Annotated in this window: 14 protein-coding genes; 13 read left to right on the top strand and 1 reads right to left on the bottom strand. The window is 59.5% G+C overall.

Annotated elements, in window-relative coordinates; genetic code table 11:
* Positions 1-624 precede the first annotated feature (624 nt).
* From bktB to ABX749_RS03925, 13 genes are all read left to right on the top strand, one after another.
* Positions 625-1,806: a beta-ketothiolase BktB gene (gene bktB, locus ABX749_RS03985; protein ID WP_145212823.1), complete on the top strand. Its 1,182-nt coding sequence runs from the start codon at positions 625-627 to the stop codon at positions 1,804-1,806.
* Between the two features lie 52 nt (positions 1,807-1,858).
* Entirely contained in the window at positions 1,859-2,602 is a 744-nt protein-coding gene (locus tag ABX749_RS03980; protein ID WP_095741929.1) for a 3-oxoacyl-ACP reductase family protein, read from the top strand.
* Positions 2,603-2,681: 79 nt separating this feature from the next.
* The gene (locus ABX749_RS03975) at positions 2,682-3,038 is read left to right on the top strand and encodes a hypothetical protein (RefSeq protein ID WP_372894855.1); all 357 of its coding nucleotides are present in this window, start codon (positions 2,682-2,684) and stop codon (positions 3,036-3,038) included.
* An 11-nt stretch (positions 3,039-3,049) separates the two neighbouring features.
* Positions 3,050-4,159 (top strand): alpha/beta fold hydrolase, encoded by a 1,110-nt coding sequence (locus ABX749_RS03970; protein WP_372894854.1) that lies wholly within the window; start codon positions 3,050-3,052, stop codon positions 4,157-4,159.
* Position 4,160: 1 nt separating this feature from the next.
* On the top strand, positions 4,161-5,696 hold the full coding sequence (locus ABX749_RS03965; protein WP_372894853.1) for an AarF/UbiB family protein: 1,536 nt from the start codon (positions 4,161-4,163) through the stop codon (positions 5,694-5,696).
* A gap of 15 nt (positions 5,697-5,711) precedes the next feature.
* Positions 5,712-6,125 carry a methylmalonyl-CoA epimerase gene (gene mce, locus ABX749_RS03960; protein ID WP_145212814.1) on the top strand — a complete coding sequence of 138 codons (414 nt, stop codon included), beginning with the start codon at positions 5,712-5,714 and terminating at the stop codon, positions 6,123-6,125.
* Positions 6,126-6,231: 106 nt separating this feature from the next.
* Positions 6,232-8,367 carry a methylmalonyl-CoA mutase family protein gene (locus ABX749_RS03955; protein ID WP_372894852.1) on the top strand — a complete coding sequence of 712 codons (2,136 nt, stop codon included), beginning with the start codon at positions 6,232-6,234 and terminating at the stop codon, positions 8,365-8,367.
* On the top strand, positions 8,364-10,568 hold the full coding sequence (gene scpA, locus ABX749_RS03950) for a methylmalonyl-CoA mutase (protein ID WP_372894851.1): 2,205 nt from the start codon (positions 8,364-8,366) through the stop codon (positions 10,566-10,568). Before ABX749_RS03955 ends, scpA begins: the two co-directional genes overlap by 4 nt.
* A gap of 12 nt (positions 10,569-10,580) precedes the next feature.
* Positions 10,581-11,588: a methylmalonyl Co-A mutase-associated GTPase MeaB gene (gene meaB, locus ABX749_RS03945; protein ID WP_145212805.1), complete on the top strand. Its 1,008-nt coding sequence runs from the start codon at positions 10,581-10,583 to the stop codon at positions 11,586-11,588.
* 62 nt (positions 11,589-11,650) lie between these two features.
* Positions 11,651-13,183, top strand: a complete 1,533-nt coding sequence (locus ABX749_RS03940) for an acyl-CoA carboxylase subunit beta (RefSeq protein WP_372894850.1) — start codon at positions 11,651-11,653, stop codon at positions 13,181-13,183.
* Complete coding sequence (locus ABX749_RS03935; RefSeq protein ID WP_145212798.1) at positions 13,180-13,569, top strand: biotin/lipoyl-containing protein; 390 nt, start codon at positions 13,180-13,182, stop codon at positions 13,567-13,569. Before ABX749_RS03940 ends, ABX749_RS03935 begins: the two co-directional genes overlap by 4 nt.
* 3 nt (positions 13,570-13,572) lie before the next feature.
* A complete protein-coding gene (locus ABX749_RS03930; RefSeq protein WP_145212795.1) occupies positions 13,573-13,968 on the top strand; it encodes an OadG family protein in 396 nt (131 codons plus the stop codon).
* Positions 13,965-15,110, top strand: a complete 1,146-nt coding sequence (locus tag ABX749_RS03925) for a sodium ion-translocating decarboxylase subunit beta (RefSeq protein WP_372894849.1) — start codon at positions 13,965-13,967, stop codon at positions 15,108-15,110. The genes ABX749_RS03930 and ABX749_RS03925 overlap by 4 nt, the downstream gene beginning before the upstream one ends.
* A 27-nt stretch (positions 15,111-15,137) precedes the next feature.
* Here ABX749_RS03925 and ABX749_RS03920 read toward each other — a convergent pair whose 3' ends face one another.
* Positions 15,138-15,356, bottom strand: a complete 219-nt coding sequence (locus tag ABX749_RS03920) for a hypothetical protein (protein ID WP_372894848.1) — start codon at positions 15,354-15,356, stop codon at positions 15,138-15,140.
* Between the last annotated feature and the right edge of the window lie 437 nt (positions 15,357-15,793).

The raw sequence follows: 15,793 nt of genomic DNA, 5'->3' as shown, positions 1-15,793 counted from the left end.
GTTGACCGGAGGGCTTGCGCCCTACCGCTAACAGGAACGCTGCGTTGACCGGAGGGCTCGCGCCCTGCCGCTAACAGGAACGGCTGCGTTGACCGGAGGGCTCGCGCCCTGCCGCTAACAGGAACGGCTGCGTTGACCGGAGGGCTTGCGCCCTACCGCTAACAGGAACGCTGCGTTGGTTGTCAACGTTTACTTCATACACCACTGGCGACGGCGGTTCGCAGAGCGAACGTCACGAACGTGCGAAGGGTGTCACGAAACGAGCGATTACGCACGAAGTGGAGCGTCTTGCACTGCAAGTGCTACGCCACCGCACAGTTCGTTTGGAATCAGTCAGAAGCAGGTACTGATCGACGGCCAGAAAGTCGGGATGATTCCGCGCGCCAGTGCGCTTGATTGCGTGTTTGCAGATCGCTGGTGTCTGTGGGTTTGCCCGTCGTCGTTTCACACTCCCGGGCACGGGGCGTCCCCCATGATTGGTATAGCGTTTGCTCCGGCTGACGCCATTGCCCACCGAGGAGTTGAATCTTTGAAGTGGCAAGTCTGGTGTCCTTGTTCCCGCACTCGGTGCGAATTCTTCAAGGTGCCGTATTAATCAACGTGTTGTAGAGGAGAGCCAGCGAGATGACGCGTGAAGTGGTGGTACTCAGTGGCGTGCGAACACCGATCGGAGGATACGGCGGCAGCTTGAAAGACACCCCGCCGTGCGACTTGGCCGCAAAGTGTGTGAAGGAAGCGGTGAAGCGTTCGGGCGTGAAGCCGAGCGATGTCGGACATGCGGTGTTTGGAAACATTATTCATACCGATGCCCATGATCATTATCTGGCTCGCGTCGCAGCGATCAAAGGCGGCTTGCCGCATGAGACGCCGGCGCTGACATTGAATCGTCTCTGCGGCAGCGGGTTGCAGGCGGTTATCACGGCGGCCCATGCGATCATGTTGGGCGATGCGGACGTCACCGTTGCCGGCGGTGCCGAGAACATGAGTCGCTCGCCGTACAGTTCTGCCGCGATGCGTTTCGGGGCGCGGATGAACGACACGACGTTGGTCGACATGATGGTCGGTGCGCTCAGCGACCCCTTTGACGATTGTCACATGGGTGTCACGGCGGAAAACGTCGCCAAGAAATATCAGATCTCGCGTGAAGACCAAGATGCGTTCGCGGTGGAGAGTCACCGCCGTGCGGGAGCCGCGATCGATCACGGATACTTCAAAGCGCAGATTGTTCCGATCGACATCAAAGTCAAACGGGACGTGGTTCCCTTTGAAGTCGACGAAACGGTGCGTTACGGCGTGACGACGGAAAAACTGGCGCGTCTGCCCACGGTGTTTGATCGGGAAGGGACGGTGACGCCCGGCAACGCATCGAGCATCAATGATGCCGCGGCCGCCTTGGTCTTGGCCGATGCCCAGGTCGCCGAGAGCCGCGGACTGAAGCCGATGGGCAAGTTGGTGGATTACGCCTATGCCGGTGTGGATCCCAAGTACATGGGGATGGGGCCGGTCCCGGCGGTTCGCAAGCTGCTCGAAAAGACCGGTTTCGGACTCGACGACATCGATGTCTTTGAAGTCAACGAAGCGTTCGCCTCGCAAGCCCTGGCGGTGTGCCGCGAATTGGAATTGCCGATGGACCGCACGAACCCCAACGGCAGCGGGATTTCGCTCGGTCACCCGATCGGCGCGACCGGTGCGATCCTGGTGATCAAGGCGCTGTACGAACTCAATCGCACCGGCAAAAAACGCGCCTTGGTGACGATGTGCATCGGCGGCGGGCAGGGGATCGCGGCCATTTTTGAACACATCTAACGGCATCACTGAATCTGTACATCACAATTGAATTGACACGGAGCATGAGACAATGGGAAGGGTCGACGGAAGAACGGCATTGGTCACCGGCGGGTCACGTGGGATCGGACGTGCGATCGCGTTAGAACTCGCCCGCGAGGGGGCCAGGGTCGCCATCAATTTCTCCAGTAACGAGGCCAAGGCCCAAGAGGTGGCCGACGAAATCAGTCGCGAAGGGGGGACGTGTCTGTTGGCGCAAGCCAACATCGGTGACCCCAAACAGGCACGGGCGATGGTTCAAAAGATCGCCGATGAATTCACCCATCTGGACATTCTGGTCAACAACGCGGGGATCACCCGCGATGCGATGTTGCCCCGCATGAACGATGAGCAATGGATGGAAGTGATTCAAACCAACTTGGGCGGATGCTTTTTCTGCACCTCGGCCGCGATCCCGATCATGACGTCGCAAAGTTATGGCCGGATCGTCAACATCAGCTCGATGAATGGTCAATTGCCGGCGATCGGGCAGGCGAACTATAGCGCCAGCAAGGGTGGGATCATCGCGTTCACCCGCACGGCCGCCGCGGAGCTGGTGCATTCGGGCATCACGGTCAACGCGATCGCGCCGGGATACACCGACACGGACATGTTTGAAGCGGTCCCGCCGGTGATTCAAGCCAAGATCCGCGGTGGGATCCCGATGGGACGATTTGCCCATCCCGAAGAGATTGCCAAAGCCGTGACCTTCCTGGTCGCCGACGGCGATTACATCACCGGGCAACAGATCAACGTCAATGGTGGAGCCTTCATGTAAGGCCGACCGCGCGCGTCGGACCAGACGCCACGATCGAAGAGGTTATTTCGAAACGTTTACAGGAGCCAATAGAACCAAGATGTCGCAATCCAAAGACAATCAAACATTCGACCCCTTCGATCCGACGGGCATGCTGAAACAAATGCGCGATTCCAACATGGAAACGTGGTCGAAGATCATGACGGACTTCGTCAATACCGAGGCCTATGCCGAATCAACCGGCGCCATGCTGGACGCCTGGCTGACGACCAGCGGACCGTTTCGCAAAGCCATGGAATCCAGCATGGCTCAGGCCATGGCTCAACTGAACATGCCCACTCGTGATGACATCACGCGTCTGGCCGAGCGTCTGACCAATATCGAAATGCGGTTGGATGATCTCGACGCGCGACTGAGCGAGGGGGCTCAATCCAACGACACGCAAACAACCAACTGAAGGGGAATCACATGACCACGAAAGAATCGACCCCAGCGGTGGACAACGGCATGCCTTCCTTCTCGGATGTCTGCGAAGGCTGGCACCGGGCCACCGAGAATCTTGACCGATTCAACCGGATGCTCACCACCGATGCCAAAATCGCCCAAACGCCGAAGGAAGTGGTTTGGACACTCAACAAGGCCAAACTGTATCACTACATCCCGGTCGTACCGGAACAGGATCGCAAACCGGTGCCGTTGTTCATGGTGTTTGCCATCATGAACCGACCGCACGTGCTGGATCTGCGGCCCGGCCACAGTTTCGTCGAGTACATGCTGCGGCACGGTTACGATCTGTATTTGATGGACTGGGGTGAACCCGGTCCCGAAGACAAGAACATGTGCTTCGATGATTACACGCTGGAATACCTGCCGCGTGCGATTCGCAAGTTCAAAAGCGTCTCGGGGGCGGAGGAGTTCAGCATGCTGGGTTGGTGCTTGGGCGCCTTGATCAGCACGATGTACGCGGCGCTGCGACCCGATGACGGGCTGAAGAATCTGATGCTGCTGACCGCACCGCTGGACTTCAGTGACCAAGAGGCCGGAGGGTTCACGCGTTGGTCCAGCAACCCGGCGTTCAATGCCGACACGATCGTCGAAAAACTGGGCAACGTCCCGGGTGAAATGATCGATTCGGGTGCCAAGATGCTCAAGCCGATCGAAAATTACTTCGGCAGCTACAGCATGTTGTGGGACAAGATCGAAAACCCCGGAACCGTAGAAGCCTGGCACGCCATGAACACCTGGGTCCGCGACATCATCCCGATGGCCGGTGGCGCGTACAAGCAGTTGATCAATGAGCTCTACAAAGAAAACAAGCTCGTCAAAGGAACGCTGCAACTGCGCGGCGAAACGGTCGACTTGAAAAAGCTGAAAGCCAATCTGTTCAACGTGATTGCCGAAGCCGATCACATCACACCCCCGTGCCAGTCCGAGTCGATCATGGACTTGGTGGGCAGCGAAGACAAGGAACTGTTTCGAGTGCGAGGTGGGCACATCGGCATCATGGCCGGACGCGGCGCCGAGAAAAATACCTGGCCGCACATGGAAGCTTGGCTATCGGAAAGGTCGGGTGGCTGAGATGACTCCCCCTTGGGAATTCCTGCTCGATGAAGCCGCGTTTCAGTCGATCCTGCCTCCCGAACACGCGCGATTTGCGCGTCCGATTCGGGAGGGGTTGAGTCTGTTTCTTGGTGGTCTGCCGCCGGAACAACAGATGTCGATTGTGCGGGCTCAAGCCCAATTGCCGGCGTCGGCGTCGTTCTCACAGCGGCTGGGGATTCTCGCCCGCAGCTCGCCGGTGTTGCACAAGGTCGGCCAGATTCTGGCGCGTGACAAACGTCTGCCGCTGGAACTGCGCGGTTACTTGAGCGAATTGGAAAGTCTTCCGCCGGTGGTTTCGCAACCGGTGCTCGAGCAGGCAATCGCCCAGGAACTCGGACCGCTCGATCGCTTGGGCATCACACTTGGACCGGCGATCGCCGAAGCGAGCGTGGCGGTGGTCGTGCCGTTTGATCGGAATCAATCGTCCAGCGGCTCCAACTCAAATGGCCAGACGACGACCAAGGGCGTGTTCAAGATTCTCAAACCCGGTATCGAACAACAACTCGATCACGAGCTGCGGCTGCTGACGCAGGTCGGCGAGCAATTGGATCGCCGCTGCCAGGAGTTGCAGATCCCCGAGCTGGATTACGAAGACGCATTCAGTCAGGCGCACGTCAAACTGCTGGACGAAGTGCAGTTGGAGAACGAACAGCGACATCTGGTGGAAGCCAAGGCGTTTTTTGCTGATGAACCACGGGTGCAGATCCCTGAATTGCTGGAGCACTGCACCAAACGCGTGACCTGCATGGAACGTCTCAGCGGCGGCAAGGTGACCGACCACGGACTGTTTGGCGGGCGACCAAAACGAGAGCTTGCCGCGTTGCTCGGTGAAGCGTTGATCGCGGCGCCGGTATTTTCCAAACGCGAGGATCCGATTTTTCACGGTGATCCACATGCCGGCAATTTATTTCTGACCGACGACGGCCGACTGGGGATTCTGGATTGGAGTCTGGTCGGACGATTGGGGGCCGACGTCAGGCGAATGATCGTGCAAATTTCGTTGGCCGCCGTGGTGCTCGATGCGCGCGGCGTCGCGTTGCGAATGGCGGAACTGGCCGCGCCGCAACGGCCCGATGAAACAGCCCTCAAGGCGGTTGCCGAGAAATGGGTCGCATGCGTCCGTCGCGGTCGATTCCCCGGATTGAGTTGGCTGGTCGCGATGCTCGACGAGGCGGTCCAGCAAGCCAAATTGCGAGTCCCCGAAGACTTGATGCTGTTCCGTAAATCGCTGTTGGCGCTCGAGGGTGTCGTGATGGACGTCGGCGATCGGACGGGATTGATCGATCGGACACTGAACATGGAATTCATGCGACACTTCGCGGTCGAACTGCCCCAGCGTTGGTTCCACCCACCATTCTCACATCGATTCGCCACACAGGTTTCGAATTTCGATATAACCCACGCCCTGCTCGGCGCCCCCACCGCGCTGGCAAGTTTCTTGACCGGCCACGCGCTGGACGCGATTGAAAGTTGCCAAGGCAAGGCATCCAACACGATGAATGTTTCCCATTAACAACGGATGATCAAAATGGCGGTCAAGTCTCTCAATCACATCGGCATCGCGGTGCAGTCCATCGATGCCCACCAGGCGTTCTACGAAGGGGCACTCGGATTGGAATTCGAAGGGCTGGAGGACGTCCCAAGCCAAAAGGTGCGGGTCGCATTCTTTCGTGCCGGCGACGTTCGACTGGAATTGCTCGAACCGACGTCGGACGACAGCACGGTTGCCAAGTTCATCGAAAAACGCGGCGAAGGCTTGCACCATTTGGCCTACACCGTCGAAGACATCCAGGCCCGTATCGCTGAATTGCAAGATTCCGGTTTGCGGATGATCGATGAAAAACCGCGTGGGGGATCGCATCATATGCAGATCGCGTTCCTGCATCCAAAAAGTTCCGGCGGGGTGCTGACCGAACTTTGTGAACCGGCCGGCGGAAGCTGATGGCGGGGGTCTGTGATGGGCGAGCCGGAAGCTCGAAGATTGCAAGCTGGAAGCTTACGCCACTTTGGAAGGTAAGGCCACATTACTCGTATTGAATGAAAGCACGATGACGGTCACGTTTCCCCGTGAATTTAGTATTCAAGATGATTTCCCTCCGGTCGACTACGATCAATGGCGGACGCTGGTCGAAAAGGCGCTCGCCGGAGCGCCCTTTGAAAAGAAGCTTGTCTTAAAGACATATGACGGGCTCGCCATTGAACCGCTCTACAGTCGCCGCGATGACAGTGGCCAAGACGATCCGATGGGGTTCCCGGGTTTGGCGAACCGGGTTCGCGGGGGACGTCCGCTGGGATCGGTCCAATCCGGATGGGATTTGCGTCAGGAGTTCACCGCGCCCTGCCCGGGTGCCTGCAATCAGGCGATCTTGGCGGACTTGAGCGGCGGTGTGACATCGATCCAGATCCGGCTGGACCAAGCTGCACGCAACGGACTGGATCCCGATCACGCGGCAAGCGCCGGTTGCGTCGGTCGCGATGGCGTGATGGTCTATGGCGTGGATGACATGGACAAACTGCTCGGCGACGTTCAATTGGAAATGGTCACGGTTGCGTTGGACGCCGGCGCGGCATTCTTTCCCGCCGCGGCGACCCTGATGGTGACCTGGAAGCGGCGCGGCGTCTCGCCGGAAACCGCGAAAGCGGCGCTGAACGCCGATCCGCTGGGTGAGCTTGCACGCCGGGGAACGTTGCCGCTGGAACCCTCGTCGGCTCTGTCCATGATGTCCGATTTAGCCAGTTGGACGTCCAAGCATTATCCGCACGTCACCTCGGTCGGCGTGGATAGCTCGCCGTACCACGACGGCGGCGCGAGCGCGGCCCAGGACATCGCGCTCAGTCTGGCCACGGGAGTGGAATACTTGCGAGCGATGACCGCTGCGGGGATGGACGTGTCAGCGGCGGCCAAACAGATTCAGTTTCGCGTCAGCGTGGGCACCGAGCACTTTCAAGCGATCGCAAAACTGCGGGCCGCCCGATGGCTGTGGTCTCGTGTGCTGGAATCGTGCGGCGTGCCGGAAGACTCGCGGTCGATGCGGATTCACACCCGAACCGGCAACCGCGTGCTGACCAAACACGATCCCTATGTCAATCTGTTACGCAACTCGGTGGCCGTCTTTGCCGCCGGCATCGGCGGTGCGGATGCGATCACATCGGTACCGTTTGATGTGATGGCCGGATTGTCCAACGACTTCAGCCGCCGCGTCGCGCGCAACAGCGCGCTGGTGTTGCAAGAAGAATCGCACCTGCATCGCGTCATCGATCCGGCCGGCGGTAGCTGGTTTTTGGACCAGCTGACCGAAGACGTGGCCGGCAAGGCGTGGGAAATCTTCCAAGAAACCGAATGCCAGGGTGGTATGTTGTCGGCTTTGACCAGCGGTTGGGTTGCGAAAGAAATTGCGACCACGGCTGCGGCGCGGGCCAAGGATGTCGCCACTCGCAAACGCGGGATCACGGGCGTCAGCGAGTTCGCCAACGTCGGCGAAGAACCGGTGATTCGCGATGCACCGGATCTGGAATCCCTTGCCGGGGAAGCCGCCGATCGGATTCGCGGTGTTCGATCGGCCGAGCAAGAAACACTGTCGCTTGATGCGGCGGAGGACCGTGTTGCCGCGGCGGTCGCGGCGGCATCCGACGGAGCGACGCTGGGACAGATCGCCGCCGCGCTTGGACTGGGACGTGGCCAAAGTGCAACGATCGCCGCCATTGAGCCCCAACGCCTGGCCGAGCCGTTTGATCAATTGCGTGACGCCTGCGACGCGTGGCAAGATGCCCAGGGGAAACGGCCACGCGTGTTCTTGGCCAACCTCGGTCCCGTGTCGCACTACAGCGGCCGGGCAACTTGGTCGAGCAATTTCTTTGCAGCGGGCGGTTTCGAAGTGATCGACCGCGGAGGCTTTGAGGACGCGGACGCTGCCGCGAAGGCGTTTGGCCAAGCCGACGCGTCGATCGCGGTGATCTGTTCCTCGGACAAACTATACGCCGACGTGGTTCCCACGGCGGCTGCCAAACTAAAACAGGCGGGAGCCAGCTCGGTCGTGCTGGCGGGAAACCCGGGTGACAACGAACAGGCATGGAAAGCAGCGGGCGTCGACCGCTTTATCTTCATGCGTTGTGATGTGCTCGAGACGCTGCGTAGTCTGTTGACTCAAGTCGGTGTGATTGAAGAAGGAGAGCCGGTACGATGACCTTGATTCCAAACTTTTCCGATGTGCCGTTGGAAAGCGAAAACCGCGCGGCGGGTTCGTTAGACGACTGGCGAGCCAAGGTCGCTGGCGATGCGGACGAACTGCGTTGGCAGACGCCGGAGCAGATCCCCGTCCGACCGTTGTACACCTCGGCCGATCGTGCGGGACTGGACCACTTGGACACGATGCCGGGGCTGGCGCCGTTTTTGCGTGGACCCTACGCGACGATGTACGTGCAGCGTCCCTGGACGGTGCGCCAGTACGCGGGATTTTCAACCGCCAAAGACTCCAACGCGTTTTACCGACGCAACTTGGCCGCAGGTCAGATGGGCTTGAGCATCGCTTTCGACCTGGCCACGCACCGCGGATACGATTCGGATCACCCCCGCGTCAGCGGCGACGTCGGCATGGCCGGTGTGGCGATCGACAGCATTCAAGACATGCGGACGCTGTTCGAAGGCATCCCGCTGGATCGGATGAGTGTTTCGATGACCATGAACGGCGCGGTGCTTCCCATCATGGCGTTGTACATCGTGGCCGCCGAAGAACAGGGGGTGAAACCGGAACAGCTTGCCGGCACGATCCAGAACGACATCCTGAAGGAGTTCATGGTTCGCAATACCTACATTTATCCGCCCGCCCCGAGCATGCGGATCATCGCTTCGATCTTTGAGTACACCAGCCAGCGGATGCCCAAATTCAACAGCATCAGCATCAGCGGTTATCACATGCAGGAAGCCGGGGCGACCGCGGACTTGGAATTGGCCTACACGCTTGCCGATGGGCTGGAGTATGTCCGCACGGGCATCGCATCGGGCTTGGACGTCGACGCCTTTTGCCCACGACTGTCGTTCTTCTGGGCGATCGGCATGAATTATTTCATGGAAATCGCCAAGCTGCGGGCCGCCCGCATGATCTGGGCCAAACTGATCAAACAGTTCAACCCCAAGAACCCCAAGAGCTTGTCGCTGCGGACGCACAGCCAAACCAGCGGCTGGAGTTTGACCGCTCAAGACGTTTACAACAATGTCACGCGGACCTGCATCGAAGCGATGGCGGCGACGCACGGTCACACGCAATCGTTGCACACCAACGCGCTTGATGAAGCGCTCGCCCTGCCGACCGACTTCTCCGCGCGGATCGCGCGGAACACGCAATTGTTCTTGCAACAAGAAACCGACACGTGCAAAGTCGTCGATCCCTGGGCCGGAAGCTACTACGTCGAACGCTTGACCCACGATTTGGCCCAGCGTGCCTGGAGCCATTTGGTTGAAATCGAAGAACTCGGCGGGATGACCCAGGCGATCCAAGCCGGGATTCCCAAGATGCGGATCGAAGAAGCTTCGGCCCGCACCCAAGCCCGCATCGATTCCGGGCAACAAACCCTGATCGGTGTCAACAAGTATCGGCTGGCGACCGAAGATGACATGCGTGTGCTGCACGTCGATAATTCGGCGGTGCGGAAGGCACAGATCGCGGGCTTGAAACAACTCCGAGCCGAGCGTGATGCGTCCGAGGTTGATGCGGCATTGGATGCGTTGACTGAAGCGGCGCGCAGCGAACAAGGCAACTTGTTGGAACTGGCCGTCAACGCGGCACGTGCCAAAGCGACGGTCGGGGAGATTAGCGCGGCGTTGGAAAAGGTTTACAATCGATACGAAGCGCCCGTGCAATCTGTCCGCGGCGTCTATGCCGCCGCACTTGAGAGTGAATCCATGACAACGGAAGTGGGCCAGATCGTGGAGGCGTTTGAACGCAACGAAGGCCGTCGGCCGCGGATCTTGGTCGCCAAGATGGGGCAAGACGGTCACGACCGTGGACAAAAGGTTATCGCCAGCGCGTTCGCCGACTTGGGCTTTGATGTCGACATCGGCCCGCTTTTCCGCACGCCGGCCGAAACGGCGCGGCAAGCGGTTGAAAACGACGTGCACCTGGTGGGCGTCAGCTCGTTGGCGGCCGGTCACCTGACCCTGGTCCCGGAACTCCGCAAAGCGTTGGCAGATCTGGGCCGCGAGGACATCATGATTGTCGCCGGCGGAGTGATCCCGCCCGAAGATTACGAGGCGTTGTACGCGGCCGGCGCCGCCGAAGTGTTCGGCCCCGGTACGGTCATCAGTGAGGCGGCGATTCGAGTGGTTCGAGACCTCGCCGATCGACTCGGGTTCTCGGTCGATGAAACAGTCGAGACTCAAGATGCCTGATCGGAATTCAGCATGAAGCGTGATGTTCCACGACGTCGTCAATTGACGACGGAGGATTATTTTGCCGGTGTCCGCAACTGCGACATCACGGTACTGCCGCGAGCGTTGACGCTGATCGAGTCCAACAATGCCGAGCACCAGCGGCAAGCCGAGACGCTATTGACCCAATTGTTGCCTTACACGGGCAACGCCATCCGGGTCGGCATCAGCGGCGCCCCCGGAGTAGGCAAGAGCACGTTCATCGAAGCGCTCGGATTGCAATTGATCGCCCAGGGGCGACGGGTTGCAGTCTTGGCGGTGGATCCATCGAGCGGAATCAGTGGTGGCAGCATTCTGGGTGACAAAACCCGCATGTCTCGACTGGCGGCCGAACGCAACGCTTACATCCGACCTTCACCTTCGGCCGGAACGCTCGGCGGCGTGGCCAGCAAGACGCGTGAAAGTTTACTCGTCTGCGAAGCGGCCGGTTACGAAGTCGTGTTGGTGGAAACCGTCGGCGTGGGGCAATCCGAAACCATGGTGGCGGAAATGACGGATTGCTTTTTGGCGTTGATGCTGCCCGGTGCCGGAGACGACTTGCAGGGAATCAAACGGGGACTGTTGGAACTCGTCGATGTGATCGCCGTGAACAAGGCCGACTCGGCGACACTGAAAGCGGCCGAACTGGCCGCCCACCAATATGAGATGGCGATCCATTCCATTTTGGGAAAACAAGATCATCCGCCGCAGGTGTTGACCTGCAGCGCGTTACACAACGAGCGGGTCGATGCCGTCTGGCAAGCCGTCCAACAGCGTTACGAGGCGATGAAATCCAGCGGCGACTTGGCCGCGAAACGACGTCGACAACAAGTCCGCTGGTTGTGGGCGATCATCGAAGACCGAATGAAGCAAGCCCTTCGCAAGCACCCCGGCGTCCGGAGCATCCGCGAAGGACTCGAATCCGAAGTGCTTGCCGGCAACCTGCCGCCCGAAGCAGCGGCCAGCAAGATCCTGCAGGCGTTCGGCATGCACGAAGATTGAGGCGTTTAACTGAGACCTGACGGAAAAAGAACTGCAGTACCAGGAGTATTCGAAAAGAGTTTTTGACTGGGCTAGAAGAACGCCGCGCCACATTGCGTTTGGGCGGTGGCGAAAGCCGGCACGCCAAACGCCGAGAAAAGGGAATGCTCTCGGCACGCGAGCGGCTGGATGTCTTTTTCGACGCCAACACCTTTCAAGAGTGGGGAATGCACGTCGATCATTCCTGCCATGAATTTGGGATGGAGAACAAACCCATGCCCTGTGACGGAGTGGTCACCGGCGTGGGACGGGTCGGTGGTCGACCGGCCGCATCGTTCAGCCAGGATGCAACCGTCGGCGGCGGTGCGTTGGGCATGCGGCACTCCAAGAAGATTTGCGACATCATGGACTACGCGCTCGAAAGCGGAATGCCGTTTGTGGCGATCAACGATTCCGGGGGCGCCCGGATCCAAGAGGCCGTTGACTCGCTGTCGGGATACGGTCAAGTGTTCTACCGCAACGTCATGCTTTCCGGCTGCGTCCCGCAAATCGGCGTGATCGCCGGCAATTGTGCCGGCGGAGCGGCTTATTCGCCGGCGCTGATGGATTTTTTGGTGATGACGCGCGAGAACGCGAACATGTTCATCTGCGGGCCGCAAGTCATCAAGGCGGCGACGGGCGTCGATTGCACGATGGAAGAGATCGGCAGCGCGTCGGCCAACTCCAGCATCAGCGGCAACGTTCACTTCGTCGCCGACAATGATCAGCACGCCATGCAAATCGTCCAGCAACTGCTGTCCTACCTGCCCCAAAACAACGCGGAGAACCCGCCGCACGCTTTGGTGGAAGACCTGTGTCTGGATCCGGACCTGTCGATGAACGATGTGGTTCCGGAGAATATTAAAGACCCGATGGACATGTACGCCGTGATCGAACGGATCGTGGACAAGGATTGCTTTTTGGAAGTCCATCGCGAGTTTGCCCCCAACATCATCGTCGGTTTCGCACGCGTCGATGGCGTGGTTGTTGGCATCATTGCCAACCAACCCAACGTGAAAGCGGGCACGCTGGATATCGACGCGTCCGATAAAGCCGCCCGCTTCATTCGGTTTTGTAACGCGTTCAACATTCCGCTGCTGACGTTGGTCGATGTTCCCGGGTTTCTGCCCGGCGTGGGTCAGGAACAGGGTGGCATCATTCGTCACGGTGCAAAAATGTTGTTCGCTTACGCATCGGCGACCGTGCCCAAGATCACCGTCATCATCCGCAAAGCCTATGGCGGATCGTATCTGGCGATGTGCAGCCGCGATTTAAAAGCCGACATGGTGTTTGCCTGGCCGACCGCGGAGATCGCCGTGATGGGCGCCGAAGGCGCCGTCAACGTGCTCTACCGCAAAGAACTTGCCGCGGCGGATGACAAGGCGGCGCTGCGCGAGCAATTCATCCAAGAATACCGTGACCGATTTGCGTCGCCCTATCTGGCGGCTTCCCACGCAATGATCACCGATGTGATCGACCCGGCGCAGACCCGAGCGGTCGTGTCACTTGCGCTGCAGAACACGCTGAACAAAAGCGAGACCCGTCCTCCAAAGAAGCATGGTTTGATTCCGCTATGAAAAGATTACGTATCACCGTCGGAAATAAATCCTACGACGTCACCGTGGAGGATCTCAGCGAGACCGAAGCGTATCCCGTTCCGACACGCCCTGTACCCGCGCAGCCGTCAGACGCTGCACCGCCAGCGGCGATCGCCCGCCAGACGCCGACGAAGGCCCAGCCGCCCGCCGGTAGCGGCGCGGTCACCAGCCCCATGGCGGGCGCCATTCGATCGATCCTGGTCAAGCCCGGTGACGCGGTCGAACGCGGACAGGGCATGGTCATCCTGGAAGCGATGAAGATGGAAAACCAAATCACCGCGCCGGTCGCCGGCACAGTGAAAAGTGTCGATGTTGCGGAGGGTGATTCCGTCGCAGAAGGCCAAACCCTCGTCGTACTGGAGTAAGTGATGTCGCTGCTCGCTCAAGAGGAAAGCAAACGGCTGATCGAATTTTCGCTGGCGCCCCTGACGGAAGAGCATGGCATTCCGATGGCCATCATGGGCATCGTCGTGGTCTTCTCGGCGCTGGTGCTGATCGTCATTTTTATCACCGTCCTGCCGCGTCTGGTTGCCCCCTTCATCCAGCCCGAACTCGCACCCCAAGCCGCCTCGCCGCTCGCTCACGATGACGAACTGCCCGAAGAGATCTTGGTGGTCATCGCCGCCGCGGTCGCAGAGGCGTTGGATCGACCGCATCGGATCGTCAAGATCCGTGGGCTGGGAGCCGGCGGATATGCGTGGTCCCTGGAAGGACGCATGAAGCATCACATGTCGCACCGCATTCAACATCGAGACCCCAAATGAACGTCATGGAATACCTGAGCCAGAAAGTGGTCCAGCTGTACGAGACGACGGCCTTCGCCGGGCTGGAACTGGGCAACGTCGTGATGATGGTGATCGCCCTGGGGTTCATCTATCTGGCCATCACCAAACGCTACGAACCCCTGCTGCTGATCCCGATCGGTTTCGGTGTTATCGTCGGCAACATGCCGACCGAGTCCGGTGTGCCGCTGGTCTACGGCGAAGACAGCGTGCTTCGATTCCTCTACTTCGGGGTCGAAAAAGAAATCTACCCGCCGTTGATCTTTTTAGGCATCGGCGCGATGACTGATTTTTCCACGATGCTTTCCAACCCCAAACTGGTGTTGTTGGGTGCCGCGGCACAAGTCGGCGTCTTCCTGACGTACCTGGGCGCACTGTGTCTGGCTTTCACGCCCCAGCAAGCCGGTGCCATCGGGATCATCGGCGGTGCCGACGGCCCGACGGCGATTTTCCTGGCGTCGAATCTGGCCCCCGAGCTGTTGGGAGCGATCGCGATCGCGGCGTATTCCTACATGGCGCTGGTGCCCGTGATTCAACCGCCGATCATGAGGCTGCTGACGACGAAAAGCGAACGTTTGATTCGGATGAAACCGTCGCGCAAGGTGACGCGTCAAGAATTGATCATGTTTCCGATCGTCGCGTTCTTGATTTGCACCCTGTTGGCGCCCGGTTCGATCGTGCTGATGGGGATGCTGTTCTTCGGGAACCTGCTGAAAGAATGCACGGTGACCGATCGGTTGGCGCTGACGGCACGCACGGCGATGATTGACATCGTCACCATCCTGCTCGGGTTTTGCGTCGGTGCGAGCACGACCGCCCAGTACTTCTTGAAAGGCGAGTCGATCTTGATCTTCGTACTCGGTGCCGTTTCGTTCGCCATTGCCACCGGATGTGGCGTGTTGTTCGCCAAGCTGATGAATCTGTTCTTGAAAGAAAAGATCAACCCGCTGGTCGGTGCCGCCGGCGTGTCCGCGGTCCCCGGATCGGCGCGCGTGGTGCAATTGGTCGGCCAAGAAGAAGACCCGGGCAATTATTTGCTGATGCACGCGATGGCACCCAACGTCGCCGGCGTGATCGGTTCGGCCATCGCCGCCGGCGTGTTGTGGTCACAATTGGCGAATTAGCGGTCGAGCAGAACGATGGCAGAATGATCAAAACTCTGGACGCGGTGTCGTCTCGATAATGATCAGTTCCGGATAGAACCAGTGCAAGACGAGCAGCACGATCGGCGGCGAGAGGGAGAAGATCAACAGCGGCAGCAACAGCAAGACAATGCGCAGTTCTTCGCGGCTGAGCAGCCCCTTGTTGTCCGGGTTGTCTGCGTGAACGGATCGGGAGGCCCGCGGCGATTGATCCATTGAAGGATTCATCGTCGTTGGTCGAGTTGGCAGATTGGGCTTGGAATGCCAATTGCTGATCAGTGCATAAATCATCGAAGTGCCCTCACATGGTTACCCGAATCACGGGAGCAACATTTGGGCCGGCGGCGAGGTGGGGGCCAAATCCGCGTTTGACGCGCAAAAAACGTCAACCCAGGTTGACGCCGACAACCTGGGTGGCCACCCCAGCGGGACGCGTCAGCGAGCGGCATCCCAGCGGGACGCGTCAGCGAGCGGCGCGTGGTGGTTTCGGGATCAAGCACCCCGCGCCACTGGCTGACGCCACGTGCTGGGGGGCGGATTCTGCTACACTTCAAACATGAATTGCGACCTCGATAGCAGTATTCCCGAATGGATCATCGAGCATCCGGAAACGACGCGGGTGTTCAGCGAGTTGGGATTGGACATCGGTTGTGCGGGCAAATCGC

Origin of the sequence: Stieleria sp., from assembly GCF_041595215.1 — a bacterium.
Lineage (GTDB): Bacteria > Planctomycetota > Planctomycetia > Pirellulales > Pirellulaceae > Stieleria > Stieleria magnilauensis.
Note: the sequence above shows the minus strand (reverse complement) of the source record. Positions and strands in the feature narration are given on the sequence as shown.